The sequence below is a fragment of the Borrelia tillae genome (assembly GCF_055693965.1).
Genome location: NZ_JBTGSB010000002.1, coordinates 130,737 through 151,189 on the forward strand (window position 1 = coordinate 130,737; position 20,453 = coordinate 151,189).

Consider the following 20,453-nt stretch of genomic DNA (forward strand, 5'->3'; position numbering starts at 1 on the left):
GTATTTATTTAATATAAACTTAATTCATTAAGTCCTCTTAAACTTATATCATGAATTACCCTCATTGTCGGCCTTAAACCCTTAACTTATATTTATAAGAGACTACTAATTATATAGATTTATATTCTATCATCATAATATGTATCTCTATTTGCATTGAAACTTATTTAAAAAAATAAAGAAGCCATAAAATAAACATTTATGGCTTATATGTTTATATGCTCAAATATTACAAATTTATTATCTAAACTTAACCTACACTCCTGTTACTTATTAAGTTTTATTTTGTAAATCTTATTTTAACACTTATTTCTTAATATTCATCTTAATCTCTTCAAATTTAATTTTAATAGTATCCAAAATGTCTTTTGAAGTTGCTGCTCTCTCCAATAATCCACTTATTGGACCTGTCTTGCTAAATATATGCTTCAACTGCTTGTTATAAAGGCTCTGCTGTTTTTTAAATTGACTTCTTAAATCTGATATTGACAAACTGGCTTCTTGAATTGCTATTGCTGCTGCCACTTCAGCATTTAAAACACCAAAAAGAGGATCCATAACTTGTAAAAATTGCTCCTTGCCCAATACACCTAACATGCCTATTACAGCACTCAATCCATCATTAGTCTTAATCTCTATGATCTTATTTACAGCATCCATAGAATCACGTGCACTGTAATCATTAGCTTCAGACAAGTTAGGTAATACTAAATCTCGAATATACTTAATTAACCACTTTGCTTTACCAGGAAGTGCCCCATATATCCGATCATATGCATTAATACCTAAAACTTGTTCTTTGATAATAACAGACTCAGTTTTCCATAGATCGCTCCGTACAACCTGCATATATATCTCATCAGGCATGCTTTCCATATTACTAATACCTTGCTGGCCATATGTCAAAAATCTTATATCACGTATCAATCCTGCTTTTAAATGCTCCAAGGCAGATTTTAAAAGTTCTCTAAAATTTGATGTACCTCCAGCAATTTCCCGAACAGCTTTCTTTGCCACATACAACTCCCCAACTGCAGAGTCTATATGATCTCCAAATGCCTGAACCTTTTTATTGCCCCAAATATTCATCAAATTCAAAATATTCTCATCAGTGCAGACAATAGGAGACTCCTCTTCATTGACAATATCAATAAGAACGTCAGACTCAAGGTTCATTAACGCCTTTCTAAAGGATAACATACCGCACTTCTGTCCTATACTTAAAGTAAAATTATCTTCTAAAAAATAATAAAAACTGTGATTCTGCGTACCCAAAGTCCATAATCTGGAAAAAACATCTCTTGAAAACTTAGGAAAATCATTAAGTTTTAAATGTGCCAAGTCTTCATCACCTTCCAAGGATATATAAGGTAATAGGTATATTCTTTTTAAATCTTCGTCATCCTTTTCCAAACCTGCTCTAGATAATGGAAATTTTGCATTCAAATCTTCATATGTATTAAAGCCTCTATTTTCTCCTCTACTACCTACAAGTGGGCTTTTTTTATTTAAATTGCTAGACATAACTTTACCTTTACCGCCCTTAGCAGCACCTGTATCACAATCTAGGATTAATAACATTGATACTATCAATACTATTGAAGACAATAACTTATGTAATCTATATATACTTATATATAGTTTTGAAACATATTTTTTATTTTGAATCATTAAATATTCTCCTTTCCACCTTAAAATTTAAATTAAAAATTAACTTCAAAATGAATTAATAAACTAAAGTGAAACATAAGTTCATTTATCATTCTTATCATTAAACTATCTGTTATCGAAATTTGTCATTTATTAAAGTTAATAAATAAATTAATTTAATAAATATATTTAATGAAGATCATTATATTGCATTAATTATATATTACACAGGCATAGATTTTAATTATTGGTTAAATCACTATTTTAAAATAAATAAGCCATAAAAAATCATTATCTTTATGGCTACTTACAAAATTATTATCTACAAGAATAACTTAACTTATACTAAGATTTTCATTTGAAATTCTCAATTCCAGTAAACTTAAACTTACCCAAACCTAAAGTTCTCTATTAAGACTTAGCAGTTGAAGATTGCAACAGAGCATTAGTTTTAATTTCTTTAAGAGCTTCCTTAATCCTAGCTAAATCCCCCATTCTAGATTCTGCTGCTCTATAAATTTCATTATCAGGTTTGGGCTTTCTAGACATAACACTACCTGTCCTTTGCTCTCTAAAGATATCCAGCAACAAATTCTTAAATTGAGTCTCGCAAGCATTAAAGTCTGCATTCACGCTGCCTGAAAACACACTCGCTGTTAAATTTTGAAAATTAAAGACACCTAAAATATTATCTAATATCCAGTTAAACCTACTTGGATCTAAGTTAAGAAGCCTACCTATTAAGGAATCAAAACTATCATTACTTTTAACATCATAAAAAAGACTAAGAGTCAGATCTTTACCTGCAATAACAGGATCAGGCACCACTGCTTTTCGCATATATGTAATTAAGTTTTGCATCTCTTTTGACCAATCTTGAAAAACCTTGTCATATTTATTGACACCTAAGACTAACTCTTTAACACGACGCAAAGTGTTACGATACATAACATCAGTCATAACACTGTCATATATAGAATCAATATCCCTGAACTTCTTAATAACTACAGTATTAGATTTTAAAGATTTCAAAAAGTCTTTACTAAAAAGATTAACAAAATAGTTAAAATAGTTTTTTAAATTTACCCTTTTGGTGTCATCAATATCATTAACAGCCTTTACAACATCTTTTTTCAATTGCACTATAGAACCTATATGATCTATCATACTTATCAAACGATTTGTCTTCTGTAAAGACTGTAATAAGGTCAAAAACTCTGCTTCAGTACAAGAATGTAGTATGTCCCCCCCATCAACATCAGGATCCATCAATACACTTTTGTAAAAAATAACAGCTAGTACTTGATCAGGTGATAACTTAAATTCACTTAAATACTGCATGTTAAACGCTCTATCTTCATCTGATAAGTTACCCAAAGGATCTGGGGGAAGAGATGGAGCAACAACAATACTACCAACAGTTCCACTTTTATTTTCTGCTTTATCAACATCTCCTGAATTCTTACAACCCAACATCAGAATCAATAAAAACAATAATACGTACAATAAATATGTACTTATATTTACACTTGTATTTGTATTTATTTTTGAAATATGTTTACAACATACCATACTTAAATATCTCCTTATAACTTTATTTTTGTTTTTATTTTAATTTTTTATTTTTAAACATTTATTTTTATTATTTTCTTTAAGTTTTAAATTCTCTATTAACTCCTATTAACTCTTTTTTATTATATAAATAATATTATCAGCTCTTAAAACTTAAAAATTTAAGATTTAAGGCTTAGCATTAGCTGCAATTGCTTTAAACGCCTCTATCATCTCGTCTAATTTTTCCTTTTCAGATTCTGCTAAATCATAAATCGCATCAATAGGTCTTGATGTTCTATGTGCCTTTGTTCCTCTGTAAATGCCCTTAACGATCAAATGCAACAGATCCTTAAAGCTAGTCTCTTGAGTATTAAATTGAGTCTTTAAGTCTGCATTATCACTGTTTGCAATTGCCAATTCTGCTGCTTTTTTAGCCTGAAAAACATCAAAGAAACTTTTTAATATTTTATTAAATCTAACACTATCTAAATTATGAAGCCTACCTATTACGCTATCAAAGGCATCATAAGTGTTAATCAATTTGATATTCTTCTTAACCTCACCAAAATTACTATTGCTAAATGTATCAGATTTCGGTGCTACTACAACACGTATATACTTAATTAATTCTTGTTCCAACTGTGATAAACCTTTATAAATCTCATCAAATTTCCTTATACCCAAAGCTACATTTTGAATCCAAAGAAGCATGTCACGATCATAATCCCTCCTAATAACATCATTATATATCTTACTAGCATCCTTAAGTTTATCATCAGATGTAATTGAAAATACTCCTAATCTATCAAGAAAAATCTTAGTACCATACTCACTAAAAACAAGTTGTAAGCCTTTTTTAAACTCTGCTCTACTTGCAAGCTTAATCGTATTAATAGCTTTTCTAGTATCCTCTCCAACTTTAAATCTAGAACTTATATGCTCCATCATATTTTTAAGAAGGTCTTGCTTAGCCAAAGCATTTATTAAATTTATAAATGTTTCTAAAGGATAAGCAGAATAATTGTCAGTAAGTTTAGGCTCCGTCAATGCCCTTTTATACAATAAAACAGCTAGTACTTGATCAGGTGATAACTTAAATTCACTTAAATACTGCTTGTTAAACGCTTTATCTTCATCTGATAAGTTACCCAAAGGATCTGGGGGAAGAGATGGAGCAACAACCATACTACCAACAGTTCCACTTTTATTTTCTGCTTTATCAACATCTCCTGAATTCTTACAACCCAACATCAGAATCAATAAAAACAATAATACGTACAATAAATATGTACTTATATTTACACTTGTATTTGTATTTATTTTTGAAATATGTTTACGACATACCATACTTAAATATCTCCTTATAACTTTATTTTTGTTTTTATTTTAATTTTTTATTTTTAAACATTTATTTTTATTATTTTCTTTAAGTTTTAAATTCTCTATTAACTCCTATTAACTCTTTTTTATTATATAAATTAATTATCACATTTAATTGTAATAACTACCTACAACCAACTGTAATAATTGCAAGTAGTTTGAATTTAATTTTAATCAAGCTATTTAAAGCTAATTAAGATATTATTTAAGGCTATAAAATTTAAGACCCTAATTAGGAACCGCTGTCAATTTTCGTTGCAATAGCTGCAAACTCATCCCTAATGGCACTTAGCTCACTAAGTGTCTTGCTATCTATCGCCTTAAGATAAATTATTTTCACACTTTCCTTTACCTTTCTAGACATAACATCACCAGTCCCTTCCTCTCTAAAGATATTATTCAACAAAGCATCAAAACGGGTCGTGCATTTTCCAAATTGACTCTTTAAGTCTGCATTACTACTGTTAGCAAGTGCCTCTTCTGTGATAAATCTTGCATCACAGACCTCAAAACACATTCCAAAACTTCTGTTAAAATTATCTTTACTGAAATTATAAAGCCTACCTATTGCAGCATCAAAATTATCAGTGGTTTTAATATAACTAACTTTTTCAATAGCAACAGTAAAGTTAGAAGCTATCTCATTAACAGGAACAGGTACCACTGCATTACGCATATATTCAATTGATTTTTTCTTACTCTCATCCTTAGACCATAAACTTTCATAAACCTCATCAAACTGATTTACACCCACGGCCCAATCTTTAACAGCAGCAAAATTGTCATAGGAAACAGAAGCAGAAGCAATGTTTTTATATATATCATCAATATCTTTGAGCCCACTAGAATGCACAGAACCTTCTTTTACAGTTAACTGAAAACCTTCTTTAGTACTATGATAATCCAAGATAAGATTCAATTCTTTTTTGAAATCTGCCCTACTAGCATCAGTAATAGCATCAATAGCTTCTTTAGCCTCTTCTCGTCTTCCAAGTACAAAATCTATATACTCCATCATACTTATAAAACGGTCTTTACTATGTAAAGATCCTATTAAACTTTGAAACTCTTCTTGAGTACAAGTGTATAAGTTATGTCCAGCACCAATCTCGGGATTCGTTAATACATTTTCATAAAACTGATAGCCTCGCCTTTGGACAGGTGATAAATCTACAATTATTTCACTAAACGTTTTCTTCTCTTTTTCCTGTCTCAACTTCTTCTCTTTTTCCTGTTTCAATTTATCTTTCTCTAAAGCAAGAGGGGGAATGTGAGGAGGCGGAGGGATAAGGGATTTCAAAGGAACAACAGTTCTACCAACAGTTCTACCAGGTCTATCTTTATTTCCTGATTTACTAACATCTCCTGAATTCTTACAACCCAACATTAACATCAATAAAAACAATAATGCAGATAATATATATGCATTTGTAATTATTTTTAAAATATGTTTATAACATACCATATTTAAATATCTCCTATATTTTTACTTTGATTTTCTATTTTTAAATCCGACTCTTAAAATTTTTCTTAAATCTTTTTTTTAAATTATATACTTTATATACTCTTAAATCATGTATTCAATATCAAGATTCTAAATCTTCAAAATTGCAGAGCTAAGGGTTAGATCTAGACTTAGCATCAGTTGCAATTGTGTCAAATTCAGTCTTAAGCTCAGCTAATTCCTCCTTTGCATTTGCACCTTGCACCTTAAAACAAAGCCCGTTAAAAAAGCCTTCAGACACTTCATACGATTTAAAGATGCCTTTTAATCTCTTCTCAAAGTTAGTCTCACAAGTCTCAAACCTAGTCTTTAATCCTTCATCTAAGCTACCCTTAAGAGCCTCAGCTGCTTCTTGCTTAGCTTTAAAAATATCTAGCAAATCCTTTAAAACTTGCTCAAACTTAATCTTGCCTATTGAACTATAAAATCCACCTATAAACGAGTTAAAGCTATCCTCAGTTGTCATAGGATAGATTTTGTCATAAACAAAAGCACTTGTCGTCGATGTAGCCTGAGCAATCTTTACTTTTCGTACATACGCAATTAATTCTTTATCATCCTCAGATAAATCTTTAAATATTGCATCATATTTCTTGATACCTAAGGCATAAGTTTTAATACGAAACAACTCATTATAATAGAAGTAATTACCAGTAACAGACTTATATATATCATCACTACTCTTAAACTTGTTAGGGGGAGCCAATAAAGAATCACCCTTTAAGCCAAAGCTTAAGCCACGAGTATATTCATCAAAAAGAAAATTCAAATCTTTTTTAAAATCTGCCCTACTAGCATCAGTAATAGCATCAATAGCAACTCTAGCATCTTTCTTTTCTCTTAATGCAGACCCTATATGATCTATCATGCTTACAAAACGATTTTCTTTCCCGCTAGACCCATGTAAAGACTTTAGTAGCTCTTCAAACTCTGCTTCAGTAGAAGTGTACAAATGATTAGCAACCACAGGATCCATTAATACATTTTTGTAAAAAATAACGGCTTCTTTTTGATCAGATGATAACTTTTGCACTATCTCATCATACGTTAGTTCCTTTCCTAGCCTCTGCTCACCAGCAACACTGCCAGCACCAGTTTCAACACCAGCACCAGCAACACTGCCAGCACCAGCTCCAGTTTTACCGCCAACACCAGCACCAGCTCCAACGCCAGCAACAATTCTAGCAGAAGCAAGGGAAATGTGAGAGGGAGTTGGGGGGATAGGGGAAGAAGGGGGCTCAACAGTTATACCAGGTCTATCTTTATTTCCTGATTTACTAACATCTCCTGAATTCTTACAACCCAACATTAGCATCACTAAAAACAATAATATATATACATTTGTAATTATTTTTAAAATATGTTTACAACATACCATACTTAAATATCTCCTTATAACTTTATTTTTGTTTCTATTTTAATTTTTTATTTTTAAATCATGTATTTAATTCTTTAAGCTTTAAAAACTAAGGTTAAGATCTAGGCTTAGCATCAGTTGCAATTGTGTCAAATTCAGTCTTAATATTACCTAATTCCTTCTTTGAAGCTTGCACCCAATCATAAAGACTGTTAAAAAAGATTGCAGACACTGAATACGCTGTAAAGATGTTCTTCAACTTCTCCTCAAAGTTAGTCTCACAAGTCTCAAACCTAGTCTTTAATCCCTCATCTGAACTACCCTTAAGCGCCTCAGCTGCTTCTTGCTTAGCTTTAAAAATAGGTAGCAACTCTTTTAAAGTCTGCGTAAACTTAATCTTGCCTATTGAACTATAAAATCCACCTATAAACGAGTTAAAGCTATCCTCAGTTCTAAGATTATAGATTTTGTAATAAGCAGAATCACTTGTTGTTGATGTAGCCTGAGATACCTTTACTTTTCCTATATACGCAATTAATTCTTTATCATCCTTAGATAAATCTTTAAATATTTCATCATATTTCTTGATACCTAAAGCCCAAGTTTTAATACGAAAAAACTCACTATAATATAAGCTATCATTAACAACATACTTATATATATCATCAATACTCCTAAACTTGTTAGGGGATTCCAATACAGAATAACGCTTTAAGTTAAAGGATAAGTCATTATAAGTATCAAAAATAAGATTCAAGTCTTTTTTAAAATCTGTCCTACTAGCATCAGTGATAGCATCAATAGCAGCTCTAGCATCTCTCCTTTCTCTCAATGCAGACCCTATATGATCTATCATGCTTATAAAACGATTTTCTTTCCCGCTAGATCCATGCAAAGACCTTAGTAGCTCTTTAAACTCTGCTTCAGTACAAGTGAACCAATTATTACCAGCCGCAGGATCCATTAGTGCATTTTTGTAAAAAATAACGGCTTCTTTTTGATCAGATGATAACTTTTGCACTATCTCATCATACGTTAGTTCCTTTCCTAGCCTCTGCTCACCAGCACCACTGCCAGCAACAGTTCTACCAATTCTACTAGTTCTATCTTTATTTCCTGATTTACTAACATCTCCTGAATTCTTACAACCCAACATTAGCATCAATAAAAACAATAATGCAGATAATATATATACATTTGTAATTATTTTTAAAATATGTTTACGACATACCATACTTAAATATCTCCTTATAACTTTATTTTTTATTCTTAAATAAAAAGTTTTTAAATACTTATTTTTAAGTCATGTATTTAATTCTTTAAACTTTAAAAACTAAGGTTAAGATCTAGGCTTAGCATCAGTTGCAATTGTGTCAAATTCAGTCTTAATATTAGCTAATTCCCTCTTTGTATTTATACCTTGTACCTGATCATAAAGCCTGTTAAAAAAGCCTTCAGACACTTCATACGATTTAAAGATGCCCTTCAGCTTCTCCTCAAAGTTAGTCTCACAAGTCTTAAACCTAGTCTTTAATCCCTCATCTGAACTACCCTTAAGAGCCTCAGCTGCTTCTTTCTTAGCTTTAAAAATAGGTAACAAATCTTTTAAAACTTGCTTAAACTTAATCTCACCTGCTGAATTATAAAATCCTCCTATAAACGAGTTAAAGCTATCCTCAGTGGCCACATAATAGATTTTGTAATAATCATAATAATTTGTAGTCTTAGGTACCTTTACTTTTCGTATATACGCAATTAATTCTTTATTATCCTTAGATAAACCTTCAAATATTTCATCATATTTCTTGATACCTAAAGCCCAAGTTTTAATACGAAAAAACTCACTATAATATAAGTTAGCATTAACAAAATACTTATATATATCATCAATACTCTTAAACTTGTTAGGGGGTCCCAATACAGAATAATTCTTTAAGTTAGAGAGTAAATAGCCATTATATTCATCAAAAATAATATTCAAGTTTTCTTTGAAATCTGACCTACTAGCATCAGTAATAGCATCAATAGCAGCTCTAGCATCTCTCCTTTCTCTCAATGTAGATCCTATATGATCTATCATGCTTATAAAACGATTTTCTTTCCCACTAGATCCATGCAAAGACTTTAGTAGCTCCAAAAACTCTGCTTCAGTACAAGTGTACCAATTATTACCAACCGCAGGATCCATTAATACATTTTTGTAAAAAATAACGACTTCTTTTTGATCAGATGATAACTTAAATTCACTTAAATGCTTCACGTTAAACACTTTATCTTCATCTGATAACTTGCCAAAAGGATCTGGAGGGATAAGGGGAGTAGGAAGCTCAACAGTTATACCAGGTCTATCTTTATTTCCTGATTTACTAACATCTCCTGAATTCTTACAACCCAACATTAGCATCAATAAAAACAATAATGCAGATAATATATATACATTTGTAATTATTTTTAAAATATGTTTACGACATACCATACTTAAATATCTCCTTATAACTTTATTTTTTATTCTTAAATAAAAAGTTTTTAAATACTTATTTTTAAGTCATGTATTTAATTCTTTAAGCTTTAAAAGCTAAGGTTAAGATCTAGACTTAGCATCAGTTGCAATTGTGTCAAATTCAGTCTTAATATTAGCTAATTCCCTCTTTGAAGCTTGCACCCGATCATAACAACTGTTCAAATAGCGTTCAGACACTTCATACAATTCAAAGATGCCCTTCAACTTCTCCTCAAAGTTAGTCTCACAAGTCTTAAACCTATTCTTTAATCCTTCATCTAAGCTGCCCTTAAGCGCCTCAGATGCTACTTTCTTAGCTTTAAAAATAGGTAGCAAATCTTTTAAAGTCTGCTTAAATTTAATCTCACCTATTGCACTATAAAATCCTCCTATAAACGAGTTAAAGCTATCCTCAGTTCTAAGATTATAAATTTTGGCAAAAGCAGAACCACTTGTAGTCTTAGAATTCTTTACTTTTCGTATATACGCAATTAATTCTTTATCATCCTTAGATAAATCTTTAAATATTTCATCATATTTCTTGATACCTAAAGCCCAAGTTTTAATACGAAAAAAACTACTAGAATAGAAGTCATTATTAGCAACAGACTTATATATATCATCACTACTCTTAAACTTGTTAGGGGGTTCCAATACAGAATAATTCTTTAAGTTAGAGAGTAAATAGCCATTATACTGATCAAAAATAAGATTCAAGTCTTTTTTAAAATCTGTCCTACTAGCATCAGTGATAGCATCAATAGCAGCTCTAGCATCTCTATTTTCTCTCAATGCAGACCCTATATGATCTATCATGCTTATAAAACGATTTTCTTTCCCACTAGATCCATGCAAAGACCTTAGTAGCTCTTTAAACTCTGCTTCAGTAGAAGTGTACAAATTATTACCAACCGCAGGATCCATTAATACATTTTTGTAAAATATAACGGCTTCTTTTTGATCAGGTGATAACTTTTGCACTATCTCATCATACGTTAGTTCCTTTCCTAGCCTCTGCTCACCAGCAACAGCTCCAGCAAAAACAAGAGGAGGAATGTGGGGAGGGATTGGAGGGATAGGGGGTTTCAAAGGAACAACAGTTCTACTAGTTCTACCTTTATTCCCTGCTTTACTAACATCTCCTGAATTCTTACAACCCAACATTAGCATCAATAAAAACAATAATATATATACATTTGTAATTATTTTTAAAATATGTTTACAACATACCATACTTAAATATCTCCTTATAACTTTATTTTTTATTCTTAAATAAAAAATTTTTAAATACTTATTTTTAAATCATGTATTTAATTCTTTAAGCTTTAAAAGCTAAGGTTAAGATCTAGACTTAGCATCAGTTGCAATTGTTTCAAATTCAGTCTTAATATTAGCTAATGCCCTCTTTGAAGCTTGCACCCAATTATAAAGACTGTTCAAATAGCGTTCAGACACTGAATACACTTCAAAGATGCCCTTAAACTTCTCCTCAAAGTTAGTCTCACAAGTCTTAAACCTAGTCTTTAATCCCTTATCTAAGCTACCCTTAAGAGCCTCAGCTGCTACTTTTTTAGCTTTAAAAATAGCTAGCAAATCTTTTAAAACTTGCGTAAACTTAATCTCACCTATTGCACTATAAAATCCTCCTATAAACGAGTTAAAGCTATCCTCAGTTCTAATATTATAGATTTTGGTAAAAGCAGAATCACTTGTCGTCGATGTAGCCTGAGGAATCTTTACTTTTCGTATATACGCAATTAATTCTTTATCATCCTTAGATAAACCTGCAAATATTTCATCATATTTCTTGATACCTAAAGCCCAAATTTTAATACAAAAAAACTCTCTATAATATAAGTTATCATTAACAACAGACTTATATATATCATCAATACTCTTAAACTTGTTAGGGGGAGCCAATAAAGAATCACTCTTTAAGTTAAAGCTTAAGCCACGATTATATTCATCAAAAAGAAGATTCAAGTCTGTTTTAAAATCTGCCCTACTAGCATCAGTAATAGCATCAATAGCAGCTCTAGCATCTCTCCTTTCTCTCAATGTAGATCCTATATGATCTATCATGCTTATAAAACGATTTTCTTTCCCGCTAGACCCATGTAAAGACTTTAGTAGCTCTTCAAACTCTGCTTCAGTAGAAGTGTACAAATGATTAGCAACCACAGGATCCATTAATACATTTTTGTAAAAAATAACGGCTTCTTTTTGATCAGATGATAACTTTTGCACTATCTCATCATACGTTAGTTCCTTTTTTTGCCTCTGCTCACCAGCACCACCAGCTCCATCGCCAGCACCAGTTTTACCGCCAACACCAGCTCCAGTTTTATCGCCAGCAACAGCTCCAGCAGAAGCAAGAGGGGGAATGTGGGGAGGGATTGGAGGGATAGGGGGTTTCAAAGAAACAACAGTTCTACCAATTCTACTAGTCTTACCTTTTTTCCCTGCTTTACTAACATCTCCTGAATTATCGCAGCCCAACATTAGCATCACTAAAAACAATAATATATATACATTTGTAATTATTTTTAAAATATTTTTACGACATCCCATAATTAAATATCTCCTTATAACTTTATTTTTTATTCTTAAATAAAAAATTTTTAAATACTTATTTTTAAATCATGTATTTAATTCTTTAAGCTTTAAAAGCTAAGGTTAAGATCTAGACTTAGCATCAGTTGCAATTGTTTCAAATTCAGTCTTCATATTAGCTAATTCCTCCTTTGTATTTATACCATAACAACTGTTAAAAAAGACTGCAGACACTTCATACACTGTAAAGATGACCTTCAACTTCTCCTCAAAGTTAGTCTCACAAGTCTTAAACCTAGTCTTTAATCCTTCATTTAAGCTACCCTTAAGCGCCTCAGCTGCTTCTTGCTTAGCTTTAAAAACATCTAGCAAATCTTTTAAAGTCTGCGTAAACTTAATCTCACCTATTGCACTATAAAATCCACCTATAAACGAGTTAAAGCTATCCTCAGTTGTAAAATTATAGATTTTGTCAAAAGCAGAACCACTTGTCGTCGATGTAGCCTGAGAAATCTTTACTTTTCGTATATACGCAATTAATTCTTTATCCTCCTCAGATAAATCTTTAAATATTGCATCATATTGCTTGATACCTAAAGCCCAAGTTTTAATACGAAAAAACCAACCATAATATAAGTTATCATCAGCAACAGACTTATATATTCATCAATACTCTTAAACTTGTTAGGGGGATCCAATACAGAATCACTCTTTAAGCTAGAGGGTAAATAGCCATTATACTGATCAAAAATAAGATTCAAGTCTTTTTTAAAATCTGTCCTACTAGCATCAGTAATAGCATCAATAGCAGCTCTAGCATCTCTATTTTCTCTAAATGCAGATCCTATATGATCTATCATGCTTATAAAACGATTTTCTTTCCCACTAGACCCATGTAAAGACCTTAGTAGCTCTTTAAACTCTGCTTCAGTACAAGTCAACCAACTATTAGGATTAGTCAATGCATTTTTGTAAAAAATAACGGCTTCTTTTTGCTCAGGTGATAACTTTTGCACTATCTCATCATACGTTAGTTCCTTTTTTTGCCTCTGCTCACCAGCAACAGCTCCACCAGCTCCATCGCCAGCACCAGTTTTACCGCCAACAACAGCTCCAGTTTTATCGCCAGCAACAGCTCCAGCAGAAGCAAGAGGGGGAATGTGAGGAGGCGGGGGAATAAGGGGAATGCGAGAAGAAGCTGGGGAGACACGGGGTTTCAAAGAAACAACAGTTCTACCAATTCTACTAGTCTTACCTTTTTTCCCTGCTTTACTAACATCTCCTGAATTATCGCAGCCCAACATTAGCATCACTAAAAACAATAATATATATACATTTGTAATTATTTTTAAAATATGTTTACGACATACCATAATTAAATATCTCCTTATAACTTTATTTTTTATTCTTAAATAAAAAATTTTAAATACTTATTTTTAAGTCATGTATTTAATTCTTTAAGCTTTAAAAGCTAAGGTTAAGATCCAAGCTTAGCATCAGTTGCAATTGTTTCAAATTCAGTCTTCATATTAGCTAATTTCTTCTTTTCATATTCTATCGAATAAGAATAACTGCTCAAATAGACTGCAGACACTTCATATAATGAAAAGAAGCCATTCAACTCCTCCTCAAAGTTAGTCTCACAAGTCTTAAACCTAGTCTTTAATCCCTCATCTGAACTACCCTTAAGCGCCTCAGCTGCTACTTTCTTAGCTTTAAAAACAGGTAGCAACTCTTTTAAAGTCTGTTGAAACTCAACCTTGCCTGCTGCATTATAAAATCCACCTATAAACGAGTTAAAGCTATTCTCAGTTGTCATATAAAGGATTTTGTCAAAAGTAAAATCACTTGCCGCCGATGTAGCCTTAGATACCTTTACTTTTCCTATATACGCAATTAATTCTTTATTATCCTTAGATAAACCTTCAAATATTTCATCATATTTCTTGATACCTAAAGCCCAAATTTTAATATAAAAAAACCTATCATAATAGAATTTATCCTTAACAATAGACTTATATATATCATCAATACTCTTAAACTTGTTAGGGGGAATCAATACAGAATAATACTTTAAGTTCTTTAAGCTAGAGAGTAAGTGGCCATCATTAAAAAGAAGATTCAAGTCTTCTTTGAAATCTGCCCTACTAGCATTAGTAATAGCATCAATAGCAGCTCTAGCATCTTTACTTTCTCTCAATGCAGACCCTATATGATCTATCATGCTTATAAAACGATTTGTCTTCTGTAAAGACTTTAATAGCTCTTCAAACTCTGCTTCAGTACAAGTGTACAAATAATCAGAAACTGCAGGATTAGTCAATGCATTTTTGTAAAAAATAACGGCTTCTTTTTGCTCAGGTGATAACTTTTGCACTATCTCATCATACGTTAGTTCCTTTCCTAGCCTCTTCTCACCAGCAACAGCTCCACCAGCTCCATCGCCAGCACCAGTTTCAACACCAGCTCCACCAGCTACAGCTCCAGCAACAGCTCCAGCAACAGCTCCAGTTTTACCGCCAGCACCAGCCCCATCGCCAGCACCAGTTTCAACACCAACTCCACCAGCTACATCGCCAGCAACAGCTCCAGCAACAGCTCCAGTTTTACCGCCAGCACCAGCCCCATCGCCAGCACCAGTTTCAACACCAGCTCCACCAGTTCCATCGTCAGCTACATCGCCAGCACCAGCTCCAGCAACAGTTCTACCGCCAACACCAGCTCCAGCAAAAGCAAGAGGGGGAATGTGGGGAGGTGGGGGGACACGGGGTTTCAAAGGAACAACAGTTCTACCAATTCTACTAGTCTTACCTTTTTTCCCTGCTTTACTAACATCTCCTGAATTATCGCAGCCCAACATTAGCATCAATAAAAACAATAATACACATAATATACATGTACCCACACTTATTGTTAAAATATTTTTACGACATACCATACTTAAATATCTCCTATATTTTTATTTTGATTTTCTATTTTTAAATCCGACTTTCAAAATTTTTCTTAAATCTTTTCTTTAAATTATATACTTTATATACTTTTAAATCTTAAGATTTTAAATCTTCAAAATTGCAGAGCTAAGGTTAAGATCCAAGCTTAGCATCAGTTGCAATTGTGTCAAATTCAGTCTTCATATTAGCTAATTCCTTCTTTTCATCTTGCACCAAATAAGAAAGACTGTTCAAATAGCTTGCAGCCACTCCATACGATTCAAAAATGCCATTTAATCTCTTCTCAAAGTTAGTCTCACAAGTCTTAAACCTAGTCTTTAATCCCTCATCTGAACTACCCTTAAGAGCCTCAGTTGCTTCTTGCTTAGCTTTAAAAATATCTAGCAAATCTTTTAAAGTCTGCGTAAACTTAATCTTGCCTATTGAACTATAAAATCCACCTATAAACGAATTAAAGCTATGCTCAGTTGTAAGATTATAGATTTTGTCATAAACAGGATCACTTGTCGGTGATGCAGCCTGAGAAATCTTTACTTTTCGTATATAGGCAATTAATTCTTTATTATCCTCAGATAAACCTTTAAATATTGCATCATATTGCTTGATACCTAAAGCCCAAGTTTTAATAGAAACAAAACTACTATAACATAAGCTATCATTAACAACAGACTGATATATATCATCAATACTCTTAAACTTGTTAGGAAGTTGAAATACAGAATTATCCTTTAATCTAGGGGATAAGATACTATTATAAGTATCAAAAATAAGATTCAAGTTTTCTTTGAAATCTGCCCTACTAGCATCAGTAATAGCATCAATAGCAGCTCTAGCATCTCTCCTTTCTCTTAATGCAGATCCTATATGATCTATCATGCTTATAAAACGATTTTCTTTCACACTAGACCCATGTAAAGACCTTAGTAGCTCTTCAAACTCTGCTTCAGTACAAATGTACCAATTATTACCAGCCGCAGGATCCATTAACACATTTTTGTAAAATATAACGGCTTCTTTTTGCTCAGATGATAACTTTTGCACTATCTCATCATACGTTAGTTCCTTTCCTAGCCTCTGCTCACCATGTCCAGTTTTACCGCCAGCAACAATTCTACTAGTTCTACCTTTATTTCCTGATTTACTAACATCTCCTGAATTATCGCAGCCCAACATTAGCATCACTAAAAACAATAATGCAGATAATATATATACATTTGTAATTATTGTTAAAATATTTTTACGACATACCATATTTAAATATCTCCTATATTTTTATTTTTTATTTTTAAATAAAAAATTTTTAAATACTTATTTTTAAATCATGTATTTAATTCTTTAAACTTTAAAAACTAAGGGTTAGATCCAAGCTTAGCATCAGTTGCAATTGTGTCAAATTCAGTCTTAATATTAGCTAATTTCTCCTTTGAATCTTGCACCTGATCATAAAGCCTGTTAAAAAAGCCTTCAAACACTTCATACACTTCAAATATGTCCTTCAACTTCTTCTCAAAGTTAGTCTCACAAGTCTCAAACCTAGTCTCTAATCCCTCATCTAAGCTACCCTTAAGAGCCTCAGCTGCTTCTTGCTTAGCTTTAAAAACATCTAGCAAATCTTTTAAAGTCTGCGTAAACTTAATCTTGCCTATTGAACTATAAAATCCACCTATAAACGAGTTAAAGCTATCCTCAGTTATAAGATTATAGATTTTGTAATAATCAGGGTCAATTGTCGGTAATACAGCCTTAGATACCTTTACTTTTCCTATATACGCAATTAATTCTTTATTATCCTTAGATAAACCTGCAAATATTTCATCATATTTCTTGATACCTAAAGCCCAAGTTTTAATACGAAAAAAACTACTATGGAATAAGTTATCATCAGCAACATAATTATATATATCATCAATACTCCTAAACTTGTTAGGGGGTTCCAATACAGAATCATCCTTTAAGATAAAGGATAAGCCATCATTATACTGATCAAAAATAAGATTCAAGTCTTTTTTAAAATCTGCCCTACTAGCATCAGTAATAGCATCAATAGCAGCTCTAGCATCTCTCCTTTCTCTTAATGCAGACCCTATATGATCTATCATGCTTATAAAACGATTTTCTTTCCCACTAGACCCATATAAAGACTTTAGTAGCTCCAAAAACTCTGCTTCAGTACAAGTGTACCAATTATTACCAGCCGCAGGATTCATTAATGCATTTTTGTAAAATATAACGGCTTCTTTTTGATCAGATGATAGCTTAAATTCACTTAAATGCTTCACGTTAAACGCTTTATCTTCATCTGATAACTTGCTAAGAGGAGCTGGAGGGATAGGGGGAGGGATTGGAGGGATAGGGGGTTTCAAAGGAACAACAGTTCTACCAATTCTACTAGTCTTACCTTTATTTTCTGCTTTACTAACATCTCCTGAATTATCGCAGCCCAACATTAGCATCACTAAAAACAATAATGCAGATAATATATATACATTTGTAATTATTGTTAAAATATTTTTATGACATACCATATTTAAATATCTCCTATATTTTTATTTTTTATTTTTAAATACTTATTTTTAAATCATGTATTTAATTCTTTAAACTTTAAAAACTAAGGTTAAGATCCAAGCTTAGCATCAGTTGCAATTGTTTCAAATTCAGTCTTAAGCTTAGCTAATTTCTCCTTTGAACCTTGCACCCAATCATAAAAAATGTTCAAATAGTTTTCAGACACTTCATAAAATACAAAGATGTCCTTCAACTTCTTCTTAAAGTTAGTCTCACAAGTCTTAAACCTAGTCTTTAATCCCTCATCTGAACTACCCTTAAGAGCCTTAGCTGCTTCTTGCTTAGCTTTAAAAATAGGTAGCAAATCTTTTAAAACTTGCTCAAACTTAATCTTGCCTGATAAATTATAAAATCTACCCATAAACGAATTAAAGCTATCCTCAGTTGTCATATAATAGATTTTGTCATAAACAGGATCACTTGTCGGTAATAAAGTCTGAGAAATCTTTATTTTTCGTATATACGCAATTAATTCTTTATTATCCTTAGATAAACCTTTAAATATTGCATCATATTGCTTGATACCTAAAGCCCAAATTTTAATACGAAAAAAACTACTATGGAATAAGTCATCATCAGCAACAGACTGATATATATAATCAATACTCTTAAACTTGTTAGGAAGTTGAAATACAGAATGATCCTTTAATCTAAAGGATAAGTTACCATTACACTGATCAAAAAGAATATTCAAATCTTTTTTAAAATCTGCCTTACTAGCATCAGTAATAGCATCAATAGCAGCTCTAGCATCCTTTCTTTCTCTTAATGCAGACCCTATATGATCTATCATGCTTATAAAACGATTTTCTTTACCACTAGACCCATGTAAAGACTTTAGTAGCTCCAAAAACTCTGCTTCAGTACAAGTGTACCAATTATTACCAGCCGCAGGATCCATTAGTGCATTTTTGTAAAATATAACGGCTTCTTTTTGATCAGATGATAACTTAAATCCACTTAAATGCTTCACCTTAAACGCTTTATCTTCATCTGATAACTTGCTAAGAGGATCTGGAGGGATAGGGGGAGGGGGGATCTCAACAATTCTACCAATTCTACCTTTATTTCCTGCTTTACTAACATCTCCTGAATTATCGCAGCCCAACATTAGCATCACTAAAAACAATAATACACATAATATACATGTACCCACACTCATTGTTAAAATATTTTTATGACATACCATATTTAAATATCTCCTATATTTTTATTTTGATTTTTTATTCTTAAATAAAAAATTTTTAAATACTTATTTTTAAACCATGTATTTAATTCTTTAAACTTTAAAAACTAAGGTTAAGATCCAAGCTTAGCATCAGTTGCAATTGTTTCAAATTCAGTCTTAAGCTCAGCTAATTCCTTCTTTGAACCTTGCACCCAATTATAACTACTGTTAAAATAGAATGCAAACACTTCATACGATTTAAAGATGCCATTTAATCTCTTCTCAAAGTTAGTCTCACAAGTCTCAAACCTAGTCTTTAATCCCTTATCTAAGATACCCTTAAGCGCCTCAGATGCTTCTTGCTTAGCTTTAAAAACATCTAGCAACTCTTTTAAAGTTTGTTTAAACTTAATCTTGCCTATTGAATTATAAAATCTACCTATAAACGAATTAAAGCTACCCTCAGTTTCCATATGATAGATTTTGTAATAAGCAGAATCACTTGTAGTCTTAGAATTCTTTACTTTTCGTATATACGCAATTAATTCTTTATCATCCTTAGATAAACCTTCAAATATTTCATCATATTGCTTGATACCTAAAGCCCAAATTTTAATACGAACAAACTCACTATAACATAAGTCATCCCTAGCAACAGACTGATATATATCATCAATACTCTTAAACTTCTTATTAGGAGGTTGCAATACAGAATAACTCTTTAATCTAAAGAATAAGTAGCCATTATACTGATCAAAAAGAAGAGTCAAATCTTTTTTAAAATCTGCCTTACTAGCATCAGTAATAACATCAATAGCAGCTCTAGCATCTCTATTTTCTCTCAATGTAGATCCTATATGATCTATCATGCTTATAAAACGATTTTTTTTCCCGCTAGATCCATGCAAAGACCTTAGTAGCTCTTTAAACTCTGCTTCAGTACAAGTGTACCAATTATTAGCAACCTCAGGACTAGTCAATGCATTTTTGTAAAATATAACGGCTTCTTTTTGATCAGATGATAACTTTTGCACTATCTCATCATACGTTAGTTCCTTTTTTGGCCTCTGCTCACCAGCACCACTGCCAGCAACAGTTCTACCAATTCTACTAGTTCTACCTTTATTTTCTGCTTTACTAACATCTCCTGAATTATCGCAGCCCAACATTAGCATCACTAAAAACAATAATACATATAATATACATGTACCCACACTCATTGTTAAAATATTTTTATGACATACCATATTTAAATATCTCCTATATTTTTA

At 31.9% G+C, this 20,453-nt stretch carries 16 protein-coding genes; all 16 read right to left on the minus strand.

Annotated elements, in window-relative coordinates; translation table 11 throughout:
* Window positions 1-306: 306 nt before the first annotated feature.
* On the minus strand, window positions 307-1,671 hold the full coding sequence (locus tag ACWUD1_RS05025) for a hypothetical protein (protein WP_472756979.1): 1,365 nt from the start codon (window positions 1,669-1,671) through the stop codon (window positions 307-309).
* Between the two features lie 390 nt (window positions 1,672-2,061).
* The gene (locus ACWUD1_RS05030; protein WP_472756980.1) at window positions 2,062-3,222 is read right to left on the minus strand and encodes a BTA121 domain-containing protein surface lipoprotein; all 1,161 of its coding nucleotides are present in this window, start codon (window positions 3,220-3,222) and stop codon (window positions 2,062-2,064) included.
* Window positions 3,223-3,390: 168 nt separating this feature from the next.
* Window positions 3,391-4,551 (minus strand): BTA121 domain-containing protein surface lipoprotein, encoded by a 1,161-nt coding sequence (locus tag ACWUD1_RS05035; RefSeq protein WP_472756981.1) that lies wholly within the window; start codon window positions 4,549-4,551, stop codon window positions 3,391-3,393.
* Window positions 4,552-4,816: 265 nt separating this feature from the next.
* Window positions 4,817-6,049, minus strand: coding sequence for a hypothetical protein (locus tag ACWUD1_RS05040; RefSeq protein ID WP_472756982.1), 1,233 nt, complete (start codon window positions 6,047-6,049; stop codon window positions 4,817-4,819).
* Window positions 6,050-6,200: 151 nt separating this feature from the next.
* The gene (locus ACWUD1_RS05045; protein ID WP_472756983.1) at window positions 6,201-7,466 is read right to left on the minus strand and encodes a BTA121 domain-containing protein surface lipoprotein; all 1,266 of its coding nucleotides are present in this window, start codon (window positions 7,464-7,466) and stop codon (window positions 6,201-6,203) included.
* Window positions 7,467-7,560: 94 nt separating this feature from the next.
* Window positions 7,561-8,679 carry a BTA121 domain-containing protein surface lipoprotein gene (locus tag ACWUD1_RS05050; RefSeq protein WP_472756984.1) on the minus strand — a complete coding sequence of 373 codons (1,119 nt, stop codon included), beginning with the start codon at window positions 8,677-8,679 and terminating at the stop codon, window positions 7,561-7,563.
* A gap of 105 nt (window positions 8,680-8,784) precedes the next feature.
* Window positions 8,785-9,921: a BTA121 domain-containing protein surface lipoprotein gene (locus ACWUD1_RS05055; protein WP_472756985.1), complete on the minus strand. Its 1,137-nt coding sequence runs from the start codon at window positions 9,919-9,921 to the stop codon at window positions 8,785-8,787.
* Window positions 9,922-10,026: 105 nt separating this feature from the next.
* The gene (locus ACWUD1_RS05060) at window positions 10,027-11,178 is read right to left on the minus strand and encodes a BTA121 domain-containing protein surface lipoprotein (protein ID WP_472756986.1); all 1,152 of its coding nucleotides are present in this window, start codon (window positions 11,176-11,178) and stop codon (window positions 10,027-10,029) included.
* Between the two features lie 105 nt (window positions 11,179-11,283).
* Window positions 11,284-12,516, minus strand: a complete 1,233-nt coding sequence (locus ACWUD1_RS05065) for a BTA121 domain-containing protein surface lipoprotein (protein ID WP_472756987.1) — start codon at window positions 12,514-12,516, stop codon at window positions 11,284-11,286.
* A 105-nt stretch (window positions 12,517-12,621) separates the two neighbouring features.
* The gene (locus ACWUD1_RS05070; protein ID WP_472756988.1) at window positions 12,622-12,870 is read right to left on the minus strand and encodes a hypothetical protein; all 249 of its coding nucleotides are present in this window, start codon (window positions 12,868-12,870) and stop codon (window positions 12,622-12,624) included.
* A 221-nt stretch (window positions 12,871-13,091) separates the two neighbouring features.
* Window positions 13,092-13,871 (minus strand): hypothetical protein, encoded by a 780-nt coding sequence (locus ACWUD1_RS05075; RefSeq protein ID WP_472756989.1) that lies wholly within the window; start codon window positions 13,869-13,871, stop codon window positions 13,092-13,094.
* Window positions 13,872-13,975: 104 nt separating this feature from the next.
* Window positions 13,976-15,436: a BTA121 domain-containing protein surface lipoprotein gene (locus ACWUD1_RS05080; protein ID WP_472756990.1), complete on the minus strand. Its 1,461-nt coding sequence runs from the start codon at window positions 15,434-15,436 to the stop codon at window positions 13,976-13,978.
* Window positions 15,437-15,581: 145 nt separating this feature from the next.
* Window positions 15,582-16,700 carry a BTA121 domain-containing protein surface lipoprotein gene (locus ACWUD1_RS05085; RefSeq protein WP_472756991.1) on the minus strand — a complete coding sequence of 373 codons (1,119 nt, stop codon included), beginning with the start codon at window positions 16,698-16,700 and terminating at the stop codon, window positions 15,582-15,584.
* A 98-nt stretch (window positions 16,701-16,798) separates the two neighbouring features.
* A complete protein-coding gene (locus ACWUD1_RS05090) occupies window positions 16,799-17,974 on the minus strand; it encodes a BTA121 domain-containing protein surface lipoprotein (protein ID WP_472756992.1) in 1,176 nt (391 codons plus the stop codon).
* Window positions 17,975-18,063: 89 nt separating this feature from the next.
* Window positions 18,064-19,203 carry a BTA121 domain-containing protein surface lipoprotein gene (locus ACWUD1_RS05095; protein WP_472756993.1) on the minus strand — a complete coding sequence of 380 codons (1,140 nt, stop codon included), beginning with the start codon at window positions 19,201-19,203 and terminating at the stop codon, window positions 18,064-18,066.
* A 110-nt stretch (window positions 19,204-19,313) separates the two neighbouring features.
* Window positions 19,314-20,429, minus strand: coding sequence for a BTA121 domain-containing protein surface lipoprotein (locus ACWUD1_RS05100; RefSeq protein WP_472756994.1), 1,116 nt, complete (start codon window positions 20,427-20,429; stop codon window positions 19,314-19,316).
* Window positions 20,430-20,453 lie beyond the last annotated feature (24 nt).